The sequence below is a fragment of the Anaerovibrio lipolyticus DSM 3074 genome (assembly GCF_900141865.1).
In the GTDB taxonomy this organism is placed as follows: Bacteria; Bacillota; Negativicutes; order Selenomonadales; family Selenomonadaceae; genus Anaerovibrio; species Anaerovibrio lipolyticus.
The window spans coordinates 1-17,212 of the sequence record NZ_FQYW01000004.1; the positions used below are offsets into that span (position 1 = coordinate 1).

Below are 17,212 nucleotides of genomic sequence, written 5' to 3' on the forward strand. Positions count from 1 at the left end.
TGCAAAATTCCTCGACGTACCAGTTTATGTACGTCTTCGTCGTTTTGCTGCGTCGCGCCTCGCTACGACCAAAAATTACTTCGTGTTCAAGCTGTCTCAGAAGCATTTGCTTCGTGAGTCAGCTTTTATAATATAACCTCTTTTCTCATTCTTGTCAATAACTTTTTTGAAATTATTTTCAAGCTTTGAAAAATAAGTTATTTTGCTGTTTTCACCTTCTGCTGTCCATTCCTGAGCATTGGGTGACGACTTGTCCTATACTACACGTTTCTGTTTTCATTGTCAACACTTTATTTTCATTTTTCTTGTTTTATCATAAATAATGTTAAAAATCGCTACCATTTTTTCAATCTAAAAGAGTATAATTATATGTATCTTTGCGTACCTATCATGGTACAAAATGGAGGATTTATATTTAATGATTAATTTATCTCAAATTGCAACTGAGCAGGCAAATCCTGCCACCAGGCATATTGATGAACTGTCCACTCTGGATATGCTAAGAACTATTAATGCTGAGGATAAAAAAGTAGCCTGTGCCATTGAACCTGCCCTTCCCATTATAGGAAAGGTAGTTGACATTATCGCTGAGAAAATTAAAAACGGAGGCCGTCTTTTCTATATAGGTGCTGGTACTTCCGGACGCCTTGGTATCCTTGATGCTGTGGAATGCCCTCCGACCTTCGGCACTGCCCCAGAGCTTGTTATTGGTATAATAGCCGGAGGTACTCCTGCTATTTTCAGAGCGGTAGAAGGGGCTGAAGATTCCACCAATCTTTCACAGGGAGATCTTAATGAATATTGTTTTAATGACAAAGATGTACTCGTGGGTATTGCTGCTTCCGGACGAACTCCATATACTCTGTCTGCTTTAAAATATGCCAGAGAATTGGGAGCTACTTCCATTTCCTTGACCTGTTCCCCAAATTCTCCCATGGAGGAGGCTGCGGAATATGCCATTGTTGTTCAGCCAGGCCCAGAAGTAATTACAGGCTCTACCCGTCTAAAAGCAGGCACTGCCCAAAAAATGGTTCTTAATATGCTATCTACTGGTACCATGATTAAATTAGGCAAAGTGTACGGTCATTTAATGGTTGATGTCAAGGCGTCAAACAAAAAGCTCACTGAACGAGCTACCCGTATTGTCATGGAGGTTACTGACTGTAATCGCGAAACCGCCATTGAGGCTTTGAATAATGCAAATGGAAAGGCAAAGCTGGCAATTTTTCACATTATTTCCGGTGAAACAATTGAAAATTCCCAACGACTTCTTGATGAAGCAGATGGTTACATTGGCAGGGCCATAAAAAATCTAAACGATAAATAATTTTAAAATGATTTTGTGAGGTACAAAAATGGACTATAAAGATATTGCTGAAAAATTATATTCCCTGATAGGAAAAAAGAATAATATTGTTTCATTCACCCACTGCATGACCAGACTTCGTCTGAAATTAAATGATTATGATAAGGCTGATACTGATGCCATAAAAAAAATCAACGGTGTTATGGGTATTAACCTTAATGAGGATGAGCTTCAGATTATTTTAGGTCCAGGCCGTGCTGATAATGTATACAGTGAATTTGCAGGCATTATGGAAAATACTGACTCTGTTCCATCTGATAACACCATAAAAAATGAGGCAAATCAAAAACCGGTCATTGGTGACGGAAAGGAACTCCATGCCCAGATCCGTGCCAAAAATGCTACTCCTTTGAAGCTCATGACCAAACGCATTGCCAGCATTTTCATTCCTATGATTCCAGGATTTATTGCCTGCGGTCTTCTCACAGGTATATTAGGTATTTCATTTAAGATTAATCCTGAATTAACCAGCTGGCCAATCATTCAGCTTCTTACGGTTATGAGTAATGCCATCTTCTTTGGGCTTAACATTTTAGTTGGTCATAATGCTGCCAAGGAATTCGGTGGCTCGCCTACTATGGGTGCCATTCTTGCCATTGTACTTTGTCATCCTAACCTTGCAAACATAAATCTTATGGATACAAATTTGGTTCCAGGCCGTGGCGGTATTATTGCAGTTCTCATGGTAGCTATTCTTGGAGCTGTTCTTGAAAAATATCTGAAGCGGGTAATCCCTGAAATGTTTAGTCTGTTCCTTACTCCACTTTTGGTTCTCCTTATCGGTGGTTTGGCTGCAATTTTCCTGTTACAGCCTATAGGACAAGTGATTGCTGAATTCATTGGCAATGCTGCTACTGCAGCCATCCAGCATGGGGGAATGTTTACTGGTTTTGTTCTGGGTGGTATATGGTTACCATTAGTTATGCTGGGAGTACATCAGACCATGACACCTATCCACGCCCAGCTGTTATCTGAATACGGTGTCACCATTCTTCTGCCAATACTGGCTATGGCTGGTGCTGGTCAGATTGGAGCGTCCCTTGCCGTTTATGTAAAAACTAAGAATAAATTTCTCAAAAAAACCATTCTTTCTGCCCTTCCAGTTGGTATAATGGGTGTTGGGGAACCACTTATATATGGTGTAACTTTGCCTTTAGGCAAGCCCTTTATTGGTGCCTGCATTGGTGGGGCATTTGGTGGTGCTGTTCAGGCAGCATTTATGGTAGGTGCTTCCGCCATGGGAATTTCAGGTTTACCACTGGCTGCCACCACTAATAACATCCCCGTATATCTTGTTGGCCTTGTTGTAGCCTATATAGCTGGCTTTATTGCTACCTGGATTATAGGCTTTGATGACCCAGAGGAGGAAGTTGAATAATATGAGTAACGGTATTTCAATTTATCTTGGCCTTGATAATCATCTGGATGAAAACATTGAATTAATCAAAAAAGCCGCCAACGCTGGTATCAAGCGCATTTTTACTTCTCTGCACATTCCCGAGGCAGATGCCGAAGTTTTAAAGGCTGAGCTTAAGAAAATCCTTGCAGCTGCCAAAGAATACAACATGGATGTCATCTCCGATATATCACCTAGAGCAATGAAAATTTTAGGCTTTGCTGGCTTTTCTCTCAACCATTTTTCCCAGCTTGGTATTGAAACATTGCGCCTTGATGATGGTTTTACCTTTGATGACATTATCACCATGAGCAACAATGACTTGGGCATCAAGCTCCAGTTAAACGCTTCTACCATCACCAAGGATTTTCTTGAAAACCTAAAGGAAGCTGGCACAGATATGTCAAATATTGAGGCCATGCATAATTTCTTTCCTAGAGAAAATACTGGTCTTTCTGAAGAATTTGTTTACAAAAAGACCCGATTGCTACATGAATATGATATTAAGGTTAGCGCCTTTATTCCAAGCTTTAATCGTCCACGTTCACCAATTTTTGCAGGACTTCCGACATTGGAGCTGCACCGTAAAACCAGCTTTGATTTTTCCTTGCGCCACCTGTTGGCCATTGGGATTGACTCTGTTTTTGTAGGTGACTCCCTGCCAAATGATAAGGAAATATGGCTCTTAGGCAGTTTTTCCGATACCGATGCTGTGCTCCTTCGCCCTGCACCTTGGACCGTCGATGATGACATTATTAAGCTGCTAAAGATGCCATTTACTACTCGTCCTGATGAGTCCCGGGATGTAATCCGCACACAGGAGAGCCGCAGATATGCAAAGGAATCAGCCGTTTCTATAAAGCCAGATAATTGCGGTCCAAGAAATGCGGGCTATATTACATTGGATAATGAAAACTACGGACGATATCAGGGTGAACTGCAAATCATCAAGGAATTTTTACCGCCAGACCATCGTGTAAACATCGTGGCTTCACTGTCAAATGATGAGAAGCTGCTTATAAAGTATTTGACCCCTGGCAAAGCTTTTAAATTTATACTTTGACATAATAGCTACTAAAAAAAGGGATACAACCCAAGCACCACAATGCTTTAGTTGTATCCCTTTTAAATTACGTTTTAGATATTAGCTATGAGCTGCAGCCTTTCTGACTACATCATAATCACCATCATGGGCATCGACAAAGCCATTAATCTTAATGCCCTTCATAATGCTGCCCACAGCGGCATCGCTGTCAGTCATGTTCTCGAATGCCTTGGTAAGCTTCTTGACTACCTCAGGGTCTACATTTGGACCTGCTGCGATGGCATCCTTTGGAATAGGGTCCGTCATGAAGATAATATCCAAATTGTTGGCGGCATTGGCACCGGCCTGATCGAAGGCCTCAGAATAGGTAGCACCAGCCTCAATTACGCCATTCAGTACAGCCTCAATAACCTTGTTGTGGCTGCCCAGGAAACGGGTAGAGCCAAAGAAGGTATCAGGATTCTTGCCGTTTTCAATGAGAGCTGCCTTAGGATATACATAGCCGGAGGCAGATTTCTTGTCAACGAAACCGAAGGACTTGCCCTGCAAATCATTCAGGTTATTAATGCCGCTGCCCTTCTTGGCAATAATGTAACCGGTATAATTGGTTGCATTGTTAACCTTTGGGGTTACCAACGGAGTAATATTGGCGGTACTCTTGGCAGCAACATAAGCCGCAGGCGAGAACCAGCCCACATCAGCCAAACCATTCTTCAAGGCATTGCCCAAAGCCTCATAGTCATTTACAATAATAGTTCTGGCCTTCATGCCGATTTTTTTGGCTACCTCAGCCAAAATTGGCATATGGCTTGCCCGTATTTTTTCCGGTGCCGTAAACGGATTTACTGCAAAAATAATCTCGTCCTTATCCTTGAACTGTACAGCTACCCGCTGCAAGTTATCACTTACCGCCAGCAGGGAGTTGGCATATTCGCCGATTTCATCCAGACTGGCCAGCTGATGGCTGACAGATGAGCTGGTCTCCTGAGTATTGCCCGCAATATCCACAGTAGCCTGACCAATACTTTCAATAACCTTGGCCATTTCATCTGTGGTAGCACACTGCTTGTTGGACATATCGCTGAGACTGCTTACCACATTTTCAATAGTACGAATATTATTTACCATCTCACCCATAGCCGCGGAAGAATCTGCTGCCATGGCTTCTACACTGGTCAGCCGCTCAGAGCCTTCACGCATACTCTTTGTGACATCGGAGGTAGTACCGGTAATTTCCCTAACAATTTCCTCAATTTCCTTGGAGGTTTCTTCACTTTCAGCCGCCAGCTTCCTTACTTCCTCCGCTACTACAGCAAAGCCCTTGCCATGCTCACCGGCACGGGCAGCCTCAATAGCCGCATTCAACGCCAGCAAATTGGTCTGACTGGAAATACCACGAATCTTTTCTACGAAATTCTCAATCTTTTCAGAAGCTACATTAAGCTCATCAATATCGGCCACCGCAGACTGCACTACCTCACCGACATTGTTGATGGCCTTGCTCACCTCATCTATGGCAACACGGTATTTTTCTGCCAGGGTAGAAGATTCCTTGCATTGTTCCAGGCTGGAGGTAGCCGTCTCAGACACATTATGTGCGGAACCGGCAATTTCCATTACACTGGCAGAAGCCTCCTCCAGACTGCTGGCATTTCCCTGACTCTTGGAGCTGATGGATAATGCCAATTTATCCAATTTATCCAAGGTTCCTCTGAACTGTCCAATACCCCACAATAACTGCTGGGAAGCATAGGCCATTTCCTCAGAAATCCCCAATAAATCGATATTTGACTTGTCTGCCCGAACCGGAGCCACGCTTTCCCTAGCTATTCTGTCTGCCGGTCTCACGGCAGGCTTTGGAGATACAGGCTCTCCGCCCTTTAAAATACTATTAACACCGGCTGCACCAATACCCCCTGCAACCACAATACCAGCTACAATTCCAAGAGCGCCGCCTAACAATGCGCCAATAATACAGCCAATAGCTGCACTAAGTACCTGGCATAAAATAAGTTTTGATTTCATTCCCTAAATCGCCCCTTTTTTCCTTAATATTGCTTTTTAAGCAAGACTTACTATATTAAAATACATGAAATTGAATAGATACACAAGCCTATTATTGCACCAACAATAGATCCATTCATCCTAATCCATAACAAATCAGGCTCCGCCTTGTCATAAATCAGGTGATTCATCTGGTCATCTGTAAGGCTTCCTAGTACATCCTTTGTAATATCACCCAGCATCTCCTGTGCCTGAAGGGCACCTCGCCCAGTGATTCCATACACCGTTTCGTTAATATATCCCTTCATACTGGTATCTTTATCCAAAAGCTTCCAGAAGGTATCCACCAATACTCTTGCCAACCAATACATGAATTTGCCTGCTTCATTACCCCCGGCAAAATCAATTTTGGACATAGAATTTCTTATATAAAAAGTCTCTTCACTAGAATTCGACCACATATTGGAAAATTCCTGCTTCAATTCAGAATTTTTTAGGGTCTTTTTTACTATATCCGTCAATGATGATAAAACAGCTTGTCGCTCATGGCTTTCAGGAGTTGCCAGCTTTTCCAACAGCTTTACAGCCTGTTGTTGGGTGAGCTCTGCTGCTTCCTCCACATTGACCAGATTGGAATTCTGGGCACCCGCCATCATCATCTTGGCCATAGGACTATTCAGCTTCCCCTCGATGTATGAATCCAAATAATCCACCAGATTGTCCTTGAAGCTATCCTGTGATACGTAACGCCCCGTGCCGTTAATAAATTCATCAGCTAATCTTTCCAGGATATCACTGTTTTGGGTACCATTGCTTAATTCATCCATCAGTTTATCAGCCATAGCCGGACTGTTTACCCACCCATCCAGCTTATTTGCCGCCATTATCTTAATACCATTGACATTATCTGTCAAAAGCCCCTGGAGCCATTTGGCCGCTTTGTCACGATTAGCCTCTACGGACAGCCACTCACTTATTTTTACTGAATAATCAATGGATTTTGCCTTGCTCAAAAGCTTCTTTTTTGAGAAGAATTCCTTTCGCAGCATTTTCCCCGTAGCTTCCACAAAAGCATCCCGCCGTCTTGGCAGTATAGCAGTATGGTATGGAAAGCCCAATGGCTTTTTAAACAATGCCGTAACTGCAAACCAGTCGGCAATACCACCCACCAGAGCCGCCTCTGCACAAAACAACAAGCCCTTGGCAAACAGGTTATCAGGATATTCTATATGAAGGCACAAAGTAAACAGAAATATTACCGCCGCCCCCAACAGGGTTTTATCGGCCTTGTTCCAGCTATGCCATATCATGGATGAATCACCTGCCCTGCCAAATAAACTAAAATATACAACGCCATACCCGCCAGGGAGCCCACCACAGAGCCATTTATCCGAATCATTTGCAGGTCATCTGCCACCTTTTCCTCGGTAAATTCCACCAGCTCTTCATTGGAAAGTCCATTAAGACGTTCTTCTATCATATTTGTAATGGTATCATGATGAGCCTCCAGCTCTCTTGCCATCCATCCTTTAATGACAGCATCCATTTTTTCTTTCCACTGGTCATTTTCAACGAACTTTTCCAAAAAATCCCGGGCAGCCCGTTGAACCTTGTCCCCCATTTCATTATTGGATATAACACCATCGAGATATTTTCTCACCATGGCTTCTATTTTGTCCTCCGAGGAAAATTCCCGTAGCTTTCTATCCAAATTGTCCTTTATTCTCTGATTTTGGCACAGCATCTGCATTCGTACCAAAAGCCACTGGGAAACCTCAGCCCATTTTTCCTCATCTGTTCTTACTGAATCCATCCAGCTTTGAGCTTTTTTCACCAGCAAGCCGCTGACCTTTTCCTTGTCCAGCCCCATAAGGCCCATGACAAAGCCACGTCCCATACCGTCTCCCTCATATTTTTTGAGAAACTCTCCCACATTTTCTTTCAAGATAGAAAGTATGGCTTCCTCATGGAGCAGGTCTTCCCCGGCATTTAGCAGCCCTTTAAGAATAATATCAGTTATTTCCCTGGATGAAAGGCGATCCAATATGTCATCGGAGATAGCGGGAAGGATTTTATTGTCCACCGCCTCCTTTATAAAAGGAGTCACCTTCTTTGTCAGCGTCTGGGCGTCCATATCCCTGAATACCACATTGGTAATCTCCTCAGCCAGGGAAGAGAGACGGTCCTTCCCCTGAATATCAATGTACTGGGCCAGCAGTCCAGCCACATTCTGCTTGTCAACAAAATGCATGACATTCTCAGTGCTGAGGAGGTCATGCCCAACAAATTCCACCAGAGCATCCATTATGCGCTGGCGGTTTCTGATAATAATTTCAGTTTTATAAGAAATGCCCAGTGGTTTTCTGAAAATAGCCGTCACTGCAAACCAATCAGCCATACCGCCTATGGTCGCTGCCAAAAAGCCATTATGGAGCATTCCGCCCCAAAAGCCATAGCTTGCAGGCCAGGACATGGTAGCCCCCGCCCCCAATACACTTATAGCCAGTGCCACTGTAGCCTTATATTTCTTTTTCATTTAATACCTCGAACATTCAAAATGCTGTCTAAAAAAGGTAAATCTTCCCCTTTTTCGGACAGCACTTTTATTTATGCTTTTTTGAAAGCCGACTCTGCCTTTGGTCCCCTTTCCTTGGCCACAGACAGCATCAGTTTAATGCGATTCATCTGGTTTACCTCACTGGCCCCCGCATCACAGTCAATAGCCAAAATGTTGGCTCCCTTATAATGACGGCGCAGCTCGTGAATAACTCCCTTGCCGGTAATATGATTTGGCAGGCAACCAAATGGCTGCAGACATACAACATTTGGCACGTTATTCTTAATGAGCTTAACCATTTCTCCTGTAAGGAACCAGCCCTCACCGGCCATATTGCCAAGGGAAACGTGTTCCTTGGCCATTTCGGCAATTTCCTTAATGGTATGAGGCGGTGTAAATCGCTTGCTGTGCTTCATTGCCTTCCTTACAGGGCGGCGGTAGAATTCCATGAGCTGAATAAACATCTGGGAAATCAGCTTGCTCTTCAGCTTGCCATCAAGCAGCTCCCGCTTAACCACTGCATCATAGGCAGAATACATAAAGAAATCCACGAAGTCAGGCATTACCACCTCAGCCCCCTCCTCGTAAAGAAGGCGCTCAATATGGTTATTGGCCACAGGATGATACTTGGCAAGAATCTCACCTACAATGCCAACCTTCGGCTTCCACATATTTTCATCAATAGGAACAGCCTCAAAGTCATCAACAATAGCCTTGATATTTCTGGAGAACCGCTTATAGCTGCCCTTCTTCTCATTGAGATCAGCTTTGCAACGCTCCATCCAGGTATCATAAAGACGGTCACTGTCCCCTATGTTCAGCTCATAAGGCTTGGTGCGATTACGTACATTCATAAGCACATCACCGTACACCGCTGCCTTAATGGCATCAATAAGGCTATCCCTGTCAAAATGGAAGGCATCTGTTTCAAGTCCCCAGCATGCAAATACTGGAATCTGAGGATATCCAGCATCCTTCAAGGCCTGCCTCAAAACATTTATATAGTTTGTGGCGCGACAGGCACCACAGGTCTGGAACAGCATTATGGACGTATTATTAGGGTCACACTTACCCTGCTGAACTGCGTTAATAAGCTGACCAATAACCACAATAGCCGGATAGCACATATCGTTATGCACGAATTTCAGCCCCACATCAATGGCGCTTCTAGGCATTTCCGGAATTATAACGTTATAGCCGTGCTTGTTAAGCACTGACTCAAAGAGCTCAAACTGAATTGGTGCCATCTGAGGCGCCAAAATAGTATGGGTACCCTTACATTCCTCAGTAAAATGAGGTCTCTCGGAAATCTCCAGCTGCTGGTATTCCACAGGCTTTCTGCGAGCCAGTGCCGCAATAAGGGAACGGAGCCTGATACGGGCAGCTCCCAGATTACTTACATCATCCAGCTTAATCATGGTATAAATCCGTTCGTGGTCCTCCAAAATGGACTTAACCTGACCGGTGGTCAAAGCATCCAGACCACAGCCAAAGGAACTGAACTGAATCAAGGTTACATTGTCATGCTCTGCCACATAATGAGCCGCATGATACAGTCTCGCATGGTAGCTCCACTGATTTACAATTTTCAATGGCTCGGACTTAACTGGCAAATGGTAAACAGCATCCTCGGAAATAATTGGCAAATCATAGCTTTGAATCATTTCCGGAATACCATGATTTATCTCAGGATCCACGTGATATGGACGGCCTGCCAATAAAATGACATGCTGCCCCTTGGCCTCTGCCTCCCGCAGGATTTCAACGCCTTTCTGGCGCACCTCCTCACGATACGATTCTAATTCAGCATAGGCCCTTTCCGCAGCCCTTGCGATCTCAGACTTTTTCAGCCCCTCAATTTTTCCCAGCTCTTCATTGAGGCGCTTTACCATCTTTTTCTTATCATTAATTGGCAGAAATGGTTCCAAAAATTCTACATTCTTTTCCTGTAAAATATCCATATTGCCACGGATATTTTCCGCATATGAAGCCACCACCGGACAATTGAAGTGATTGTCTGATGGGTGCATATCGTCAGTCATATTATACGGCAAGCATGGATAGAATATCTTGTCAATGCCCCGCTCCACCAAATCCATAATATGACCATGAACCAGCTTGGCCGGATAGCACAGGGAATCAGAAGGAACCGTGGCCATGCCACTGTAATACAGCTGAGCGGAGGATTCGCTGGAAAGCACCACCTCATAACCAAGGTCTGTAAAGAAGGTAAACCAGAACGGATAATCCTCATACATATTGAGAACCCGCGGAATACCGATCTTTCCCCGCTTGGCTTCCTTCAAAGGCTCGTAGTGATTAAACAGACGTTCATACTTGAACTGATAAATATTGGCCGCCTTCCGCTCCTTCTTTTCCTTGCCTGCACCCCGCTCACAGCGATTGCCAGTGAAATAACGGCCACCATCAGGGAAAACCTGAACGGTTACCTGACAGGAATTTCCACAGCCTTGGCAACGGAAGGAATTGCTCTTTACGGTAAAGGTCTCCAGCTCATTAAGGGGCAAAATTGAGGAGTGGTTTATTCCGGACTCCAAGGAAAGAATAGCCGCACCATAGGCTCCCATCAATCCTGCAATATCCGGTCTTATTACATTACGTTCCAGCAACAGCTCCATGGAACGGAGAACTGCATCGTTGTAGAAGGTACCGCCCTGTACCACAATATTCTCCCCAAGGGAGCTTACATCTTTCAGCTGCATTACTTTAAATAATGCATTTTTTATAACTGATAAAGCAATGCCCGCAGAAATATCTCCCACAGCGGCACCATCCTTCTGGGCCTGCTTTACCTTGGAATTCATAAATACCGTACATCTTGTGCCTAAATCAACGGGAGCCTTGGACTCCAATGCTTTGGCCGCAAATTCTCCGGCTGTCATCTTAAGGCTTTGGGCAAAGTTTTCTATAAAAGAGCCACAGCCTGCAGAGCAAGCCTCATTAAGAGTAATACTGCCGATACTTCCCTTATTGACATAGAAGCACTTCATATCCTGACCGCCTATATCCAATACAAAGGATACATCCGGGCAGAATTCCTGGGCTGCTCTCAGATGGGCAAAGGTTTCCACCTCACCATTATCCGCGTGAAGAGCTGCCTTAACAATTGCCTCACCATAGCCGGTGGTGGTTACAGAAGCAATATAGGTATCATCATTCATGGCAGCATAGAGCTCTTTCATCTCATCTACCACAGTATTCAATGGTGAACCGTGGTTACTTCCATAGGATGTATAAAGCAGTTCCTTGCTGCTGCCTATAGCCGCCAGCTTGGTGGTGGTAGAGCCGGCATCTATACCCACATAGATAGGTCCATGATAGCTGGACATATCAGCCTTTGGTACCTTGTCTCTGTCATGACGGGCCTTAAATTCCTCATAAGCCTGCTCATCCTCAAACAGGACAAAATCCGCCTTACGGCTTTCAGAGGCCATTACCTCCTCGGCCTTTTTAATACTTTCCTTAAGCTCGCCAAGCTCAACAGGGCGTGCTTCCTCACTCATGGCCGCCCCTACGGCAACAAAGTAATTGCCATCATCCACCTTGACCACGTTTTCAGGAGCCAGCTTCAATGTTTCAATAAAGCGTCTTTTCAGCTCCGGCAAAAAATGCAGCGGACCGCCCAAAAATGCCACCTTGCCATCAATAGGACGCCCCTGTGCCAAATTACTGATGGTCTGGTTTACTACAGCCTGGAAAATAGACAGAGCTATATCCGCCTTTGAAGCACCATCATTCATAAGAGCCTGAATATCCGTCTTGGCAAATACACCGCACCTTGAAGCAATGGTATAAATCTGCTTGCCCTTCTCAGCCAGTGCATTAAGACCTTGGGCATCAGTGGACAAAAGGGACGCCATCTGATCAATAAAAGAACCTGTTCCACCAGCGCAAACACCATTCATACGCTGCTCAGGAGCCTCACCGAAATAGGTCACCTTTGCATCCTCGCCCCCCAGCTCCACAACAGTATCCGTATGTGGTATCAGGGACTTAACAGCAGAGGCACAGGCAATAACCTCCTGAACAAAAGGCAGACCAATACGTTCAGCAATACCCATGCCGGCAGAACCAGTAAGGGCCAGAGAAAACTTTTTGTTTTCAATAACCTTGCTTAAAGCATGAAGGTTTTCTTTCAAAACAGAATTGATTTCGGAAAAATGACGAGCATATTTCTGGTACACCAATTCTCTTTCCTTGTTGAGAACTACTACTTTAATCGTGGTGGAGCCAACATCAATTCCAACCCGTAAAAGAGAATTCATTCTTTCACCACCCGTGAATGTAAAACTATCGAAAACCTGTAAAATACAGGCATAATTACCCTAATGTATATTATAACTCAGTTGTTCAATTTTTTCCATCTTAAGAAAAAGAGAGTATTGTACGATTATTATTATGTGATATAATTTTCCTATGCGGGATATTATAGGGGGATGCTTATGAACTTTGAAGACTACTATGCTTTGGGAGAACAGATACACAACAGCCTGTTGGATGTCAATAGTCTTAAGGATGAGATGAAGCAACTGGACAAGATGCTGGATGACATTCAACAGAAGCTGGACTCAGCAATTGATTTAAAGACAATTAGACAGCACAATATGTAATACTCAAAAAACGAGGAGCCGGTCACTTATATACGACCGGCTCCTTTATTATCCATTAATATCTTATGCATTTTTGGGGTGCTTTCCTCTGTAAATCAAAAATATAATTGATGATTTTGTCCTGGATTTTGAAATCTATATTGGTAAACTGTGCCCCAATATGATACTTTCTTTCCTCTGTTTTTTCATCAAGCTCAGTGTACCTAACCACAGTGGCCATATGGTTGAATAATCCTATCCCCGGGATTTCACTAATTTCCACTGTTATTTTTTTACCAACATCCAAAGGTCTGTCCAGCAGGAAACAAATGCCACCACCACTTAAATCCACGCCAGTAGTGAAAATCATTTCCTCCTCGGCCATGTTGTCATCCAGCAGCCTGACCACCAATGGATTATCAAATTTTATACGAACAAATTCTCTATGCTGTATTTTCTGCACCTTAACAGGCTTATCGGTATACCACACGGGAATATTTTCAATTACCCGACGCTGAAATCCCACAGCAAATTTATAATAGCAACAGCCATCAAAAAAATCACATGTAAAGCTCGTTCCCGGAGAAATTCTTGCAGGACATTTGTCCTCATCTACCGGCACCGTCAGAACCAACTCCCCATCACCTATATTCTCCAGCTTACTGAATAAAGGTCTTTCGTCGTCCGGCAAGGAAATATTCAGCTGTTGCCCCAGCTTTAAAACCACATCCGGCCTGACAAATATATCCTGCGATAAAGCTCCTCTCATCTATGCCATCCCCCCATTTCTCAAAAAGTTATCCCCTACAACAATATTACACATACAAAGAACTTTTGCAACATTGTAACAACTGAACATCTGTAAAAAAAATAATGATATAAAGGAATAATCTCTTCTCCGTAAATATTATAGCATAGATTTTTATGGTACTAAATACCCATATCTTGAAAAATCAATTAAATTTTAGAATAAAAAACTTTGTCAAGAAATAGTCCCTGAGCTGGTGCTGTGGCTCCTGCCTGGCTTCTATCCAAGGAGTCCATTATCCGCTTAAAGTCCCCCACAGACTTCCAACCGAGGCCCACGTTACCAAGGGTCCCAACAATATTCCGCACCATATGATACAGGAACCCGTTAGCATGGAAGGTGAGCTCCACTATACGTCCCCCCTGCTGGACCTCCAGAGCTGCCTCGTAAATATTTCTCACTGGACTCACCGGAGGGCCACCAGCTGCCCTAAAGGCACTGAAATCATGCTCTCCCTTGATTAGCTCCAGGCAGGCCCTCATGGATTCCACATCAAGCTCCTTCCTTATATTCCAGCTGTAGTTTCGCTCAAAGGGATCTGGAATATCTCCCTGTAGAATACGATATTTATATATTTTGCTCACAGCACTGTGACGGGCACTAAACTCCCTGTCCGCCTCTGCTGCCTCCAAAACCACAATATCTGGTGGAAGAATACTGTTTACCGCCCGCGGTACCCTATCCACTGGAATGGAGCCATCCGTAAAAAAGTTCACTACTTGCCCTCTGGCATGAACTCCTGCATCGGTACGTCCTGAAGCCGCCAGCTCCACTGTATCCCCAAACACCTTCTGGAGCCTGTCCTCCAAAATATTCTGCACCGCAACAGCAGGAGGATTCTGTCGTTGAAAGCCGTTATAGTTGGTGCCGTCATAGGCCACCGTCAGACGTATATTGCGCTTCCGCGCCTTCATTATATCTTTGTGTTCAGGCTTCATATTCCATCCTTTTAAATCTTACAACGTAAACTGCACCACGATTAGACTGATGAGGAACACACTAAATATTCCTCCCGCCCAAAAATCTACATCGTGAAGTCGCTGCTGTTTCATACGGGTTCTGTCAACTCCCCCCTGATAGCAGCGAGCTTCCATTGCAATAGCCAACTCATCAGCCCTTCTGAAGGCGGAAATAAAAAGTGGCACCAATACCGGTATCATTCCCTTGGCTCGCTGGAAAAAATTACCATCGTCAATGTCAGAGCCTCTGGACTGCTGGGCTTTAATTATCTTGTCTGTTTCCTCCAGCAGCGTTGGGATAAAGCGCATGGCAATAGTCATCATCATGGCCAGCTCATGGGCAGGAAAACCAATTTTCTTCAGAGGTGACATTAATGACTCCAGAGCATCCGTCAGCTTAAGCGGTGATGTGGTAAACATCAGAATTGAAGATGTTGCAATCATCAATACCAACCGTAGACTTATAATAAATCCCTGTATTATTCCCTCTTTGGTCATTACAAAGTTCCACACCTTAAATATTGGTTCTCCCGGTGTACTGAACAAATGAATGCCAAAGGAGAAAAGAATAATCCACCATAGTGGCTTTATTGACTTTAAAACAGTTCCCACAGGAAGTCCTGACAGAAGCACCACACCTATGGCACCTGCCGTCATAATCCCATAATTAATATGATTATCGAATAAAAACACCGCCACTATGTAAATAAAAAGCAGCACTATCTTTACCCTGGCATCCATATCGTGAATGGGAGAATTACCGGGAAAATATTGTCCCAAAGTGATATCTGTCAGCATTTTCCCTTCCTCCTTAACGCCTCAATAATTTCCTCTACTGCTTTATCCATAGTATAGGCATTATTCTGTATCTCCAGACCATTTTGGGCCAGTTCATTCATTATAGTCTTTACCTCAGGCAGCTCCAAACCAGCCTGACTTATAATCTCCTTTTTTGAAAAGGCCTCCTCCGGGGTGGCCTCCATTGTAACCTTCCCCTTGTTCAGGATAATGACATTATCTGCATAACTGGCAATATTATCCATATTATGGGAAATCAGTACAATAGTTGTGCCCTTTTCTTTGTGGAGCCTTCTGAACTTTTCCATAAGGGATTCACGCCCCTTTGGATCAAGGCCTGCCGTAGGCTCGTCCAGTACCAGATATTTTGGTTGCAAAGCCAGAATACCTGCTATAGCTGCCCGACGCTTCTGGCCGCCACTAAGCTGAAAAGGAGAACGGTGAGCGTACTTATCATAATCGAGATTTACGAAGTCCATTGCCTGCTTAACCCTTTCCTGGGTTTCATCCTCACTGCAGCCTATATTTCTAGGACCAAAGGCGATATCCTTGGCAATGGTTTCTTCAAAAAGCTGATACTCAGGGTACTGAAATACGATACCCACCTTCCGCCGGGCTGCCTTAGCCTCTGTATTTTTTTTGCCTATATCCACACCATCCACAAGAATAGTGCCCTTACTAGGCTTCAACAGCCCATTAAAATGCTGTATCAGGGTTGACTTCCCTGACCCGGTATGCCCTGCAATAGCGGTTATTTTCCCCTCCGGAATAGTAATTGAAATATCATCCAGAGCCAGGTGCTCAAAGGGGGTCTTGGGCATATAGGTATATGATATGTTTTTTAATTCTATTGACATATTGCCCTCACCAAATCCTCTGTATTAATAATAGACTCTGTAATCCTAATACCTTTTTGCTGAAGTCTGTAGGCCATCTCAGCAGCCATAGGCACCGCTAGGCCCCGTTTCTTCATGGCTCCAATATCCCTAAAGATTTCCCTTGGTGTACCACTTGCCACCAAATGCTTCTGGTCCATGACAAATATCCTGTCGGCCATTGCCGCTTCCTCCATGAAATGGGTTATATAAACCGTGGTAATTCCCCGCTCCTTGTTAAGACGTGAAACTGTCTCCATAACCTCATGGCGTCCTCTTGGATCCAGCATGGCAGTTGGCTCGTCCAATACAAGACATTTGGTATTCATAGCCAAAGCCCCTGCTATGGCCACCCTTTGCTTTTGACCACCTGAAAGGTGATGGGGGGAAAAATGGCGATACTCCTCCATATCCACCGCCCTAAGGGCCGCCGTTACGTTACGGCGAATTTCGTGAGGGTCAAGACCAATATTTTCTGGTCCAAAGCCTACATCATCCTCCACGATAGCAGCGATAATCTGATTATCAGGATTCTGAAAAACCATACCTATCTGCCTTCTAATGTCATAGGTATGCTCCTCATCTTTGGTATCCATACCGTCTACCAGGCACTTTCCCGATGAAGGCAGCAGCAGGCCATTAAAATGCTTGGCCAATGTGGACTTTCCTGAGCCATTTGTGCCCAGAATTGCCACAAACTCCCCCTCTTCAATCTTTATATTTACATTTTCAACAGCCAGCATCTCATTTTCCATACCGGCATTATAAATGTGTGTTAAATCAACGCATTCAAT

General features: G+C 44.1%; 13 protein-coding genes. 4 read left to right on the top strand and 9 right to left on the bottom strand.

Annotation, left to right across the window (positions count from 1 at the left end):
- Positions 1 to 418 precede the first annotated feature (418 nt).
- The 3 genes from murQ to B6K08_RS01070 are packed head-to-tail and all read left to right on the top strand — an operon-like array spanning position 419 to position 3,825.
- On the top strand, positions 419 to 1,327 hold the full coding sequence (murQ, locus tag B6K08_RS01060) for an N-acetylmuramic acid 6-phosphate etherase (protein ID WP_080325196.1): 909 nt from the start codon (positions 419 to 421) through the stop codon (positions 1,325 to 1,327).
- Positions 1,328 to 1,355: 28 nt separating this feature from the next.
- Positions 1,356 to 2,744, top strand: a complete 1,389-nt coding sequence (locus B6K08_RS01065) for a PTS transporter subunit EIIC (protein WP_039211319.1) — start codon at positions 1,356 to 1,358, stop codon at positions 2,742 to 2,744.
- A gap of 1 nt (position 2,745) precedes the next feature.
- Positions 2,746 to 3,825, top strand: a complete 1,080-nt coding sequence (locus B6K08_RS01070; RefSeq protein WP_080325197.1) for a DUF871 domain-containing protein — start codon at positions 2,746 to 2,748, stop codon at positions 3,823 to 3,825.
- A gap of 81 nt (positions 3,826 to 3,906) precedes the next feature.
- Here B6K08_RS01070 and phnD read toward each other — a convergent pair whose 3' ends face one another.
- From phnD to B6K08_RS01090, 4 genes are all read right to left on the bottom strand, one after another.
- The gene (phnD, locus tag B6K08_RS01075; protein ID WP_080325198.1) at positions 3,907 to 5,832 is read right to left on the bottom strand and encodes a phosphate/phosphite/phosphonate ABC transporter substrate-binding protein; all 1,926 of its coding nucleotides are present in this window, start codon (positions 5,830 to 5,832) and stop codon (positions 3,907 to 3,909) included.
- Positions 5,833 to 5,882: 50 nt separating this feature from the next.
- Positions 5,883 to 7,121 (bottom strand): DUF445 domain-containing protein, encoded by a 1,239-nt coding sequence (locus tag B6K08_RS01080; protein WP_080325199.1) that lies wholly within the window; start codon positions 7,119 to 7,121, stop codon positions 5,883 to 5,885.
- A complete protein-coding gene (locus B6K08_RS01085) occupies positions 7,118 to 8,347 on the bottom strand; it encodes a DUF445 domain-containing protein (RefSeq protein ID WP_080325200.1) in 1,230 nt (409 codons plus the stop codon). The genes B6K08_RS01080 and B6K08_RS01085 overlap by 4 nt, the downstream gene beginning before the upstream one ends.
- Before the next feature lie 71 nt (positions 8,348 to 8,418).
- Positions 8,419 to 12,654, bottom strand: coding sequence for an acyl-CoA dehydratase activase-related protein (locus B6K08_RS01090; protein WP_080325201.1), 4,236 nt, complete (start codon positions 12,652 to 12,654; stop codon positions 8,419 to 8,421).
- Between the two features lie 177 nt (positions 12,655 to 12,831).
- On the opposite strand from B6K08_RS01090, the gene B6K08_RS13665 reads away from it, so the two are divergent.
- On the top strand, positions 12,832 to 12,999 hold the full coding sequence (locus B6K08_RS13665; RefSeq protein ID WP_155851710.1) for a hypothetical protein: 168 nt from the start codon (positions 12,832 to 12,834) through the stop codon (positions 12,997 to 12,999).
- Positions 13,000 to 13,054: 55 nt separating this feature from the next.
- Here B6K08_RS13665 and B6K08_RS01095 read toward each other — a convergent pair whose 3' ends face one another.
- From B6K08_RS01095 to B6K08_RS01115, 5 genes are all read right to left on the bottom strand, one after another.
- A complete protein-coding gene (locus B6K08_RS01095) occupies positions 13,055 to 13,747 on the bottom strand; it encodes a flagellar brake protein (protein WP_039210250.1) in 693 nt (230 codons plus the stop codon).
- 188 nt (positions 13,748 to 13,935) lie between these two features.
- Positions 13,936 to 14,724: a tRNA pseudouridine(38-40) synthase TruA gene (gene truA / locus B6K08_RS01100; RefSeq protein ID WP_039210253.1), complete on the bottom strand. Its 789-nt coding sequence runs from the start codon at positions 14,722 to 14,724 to the stop codon at positions 13,936 to 13,938.
- An 18-nt stretch (positions 14,725 to 14,742) separates the two neighbouring features.
- Complete coding sequence (locus B6K08_RS01105) at positions 14,743 to 15,543, bottom strand: energy-coupling factor transporter transmembrane component T family protein (RefSeq protein WP_039210256.1); 801 nt, start codon at positions 15,541 to 15,543, stop codon at positions 14,743 to 14,745.
- Positions 15,537 to 16,400, bottom strand: a complete 864-nt coding sequence (locus B6K08_RS01110) for an energy-coupling factor transporter ATPase (protein ID WP_039210259.1) — start codon at positions 16,398 to 16,400, stop codon at positions 15,537 to 15,539. The genes B6K08_RS01105 and B6K08_RS01110 overlap by 7 nt, the downstream gene beginning before the upstream one ends.
- On the bottom strand, positions 16,391 to 17,173 hold the full coding sequence (locus B6K08_RS01115) for an energy-coupling factor transporter ATPase (RefSeq protein WP_052212384.1): 783 nt from the start codon (positions 17,171 to 17,173) through the stop codon (positions 16,391 to 16,393). The genes B6K08_RS01110 and B6K08_RS01115 overlap by 10 nt, the downstream gene beginning before the upstream one ends.
- Positions 17,174 to 17,212 lie beyond the last annotated feature (39 nt).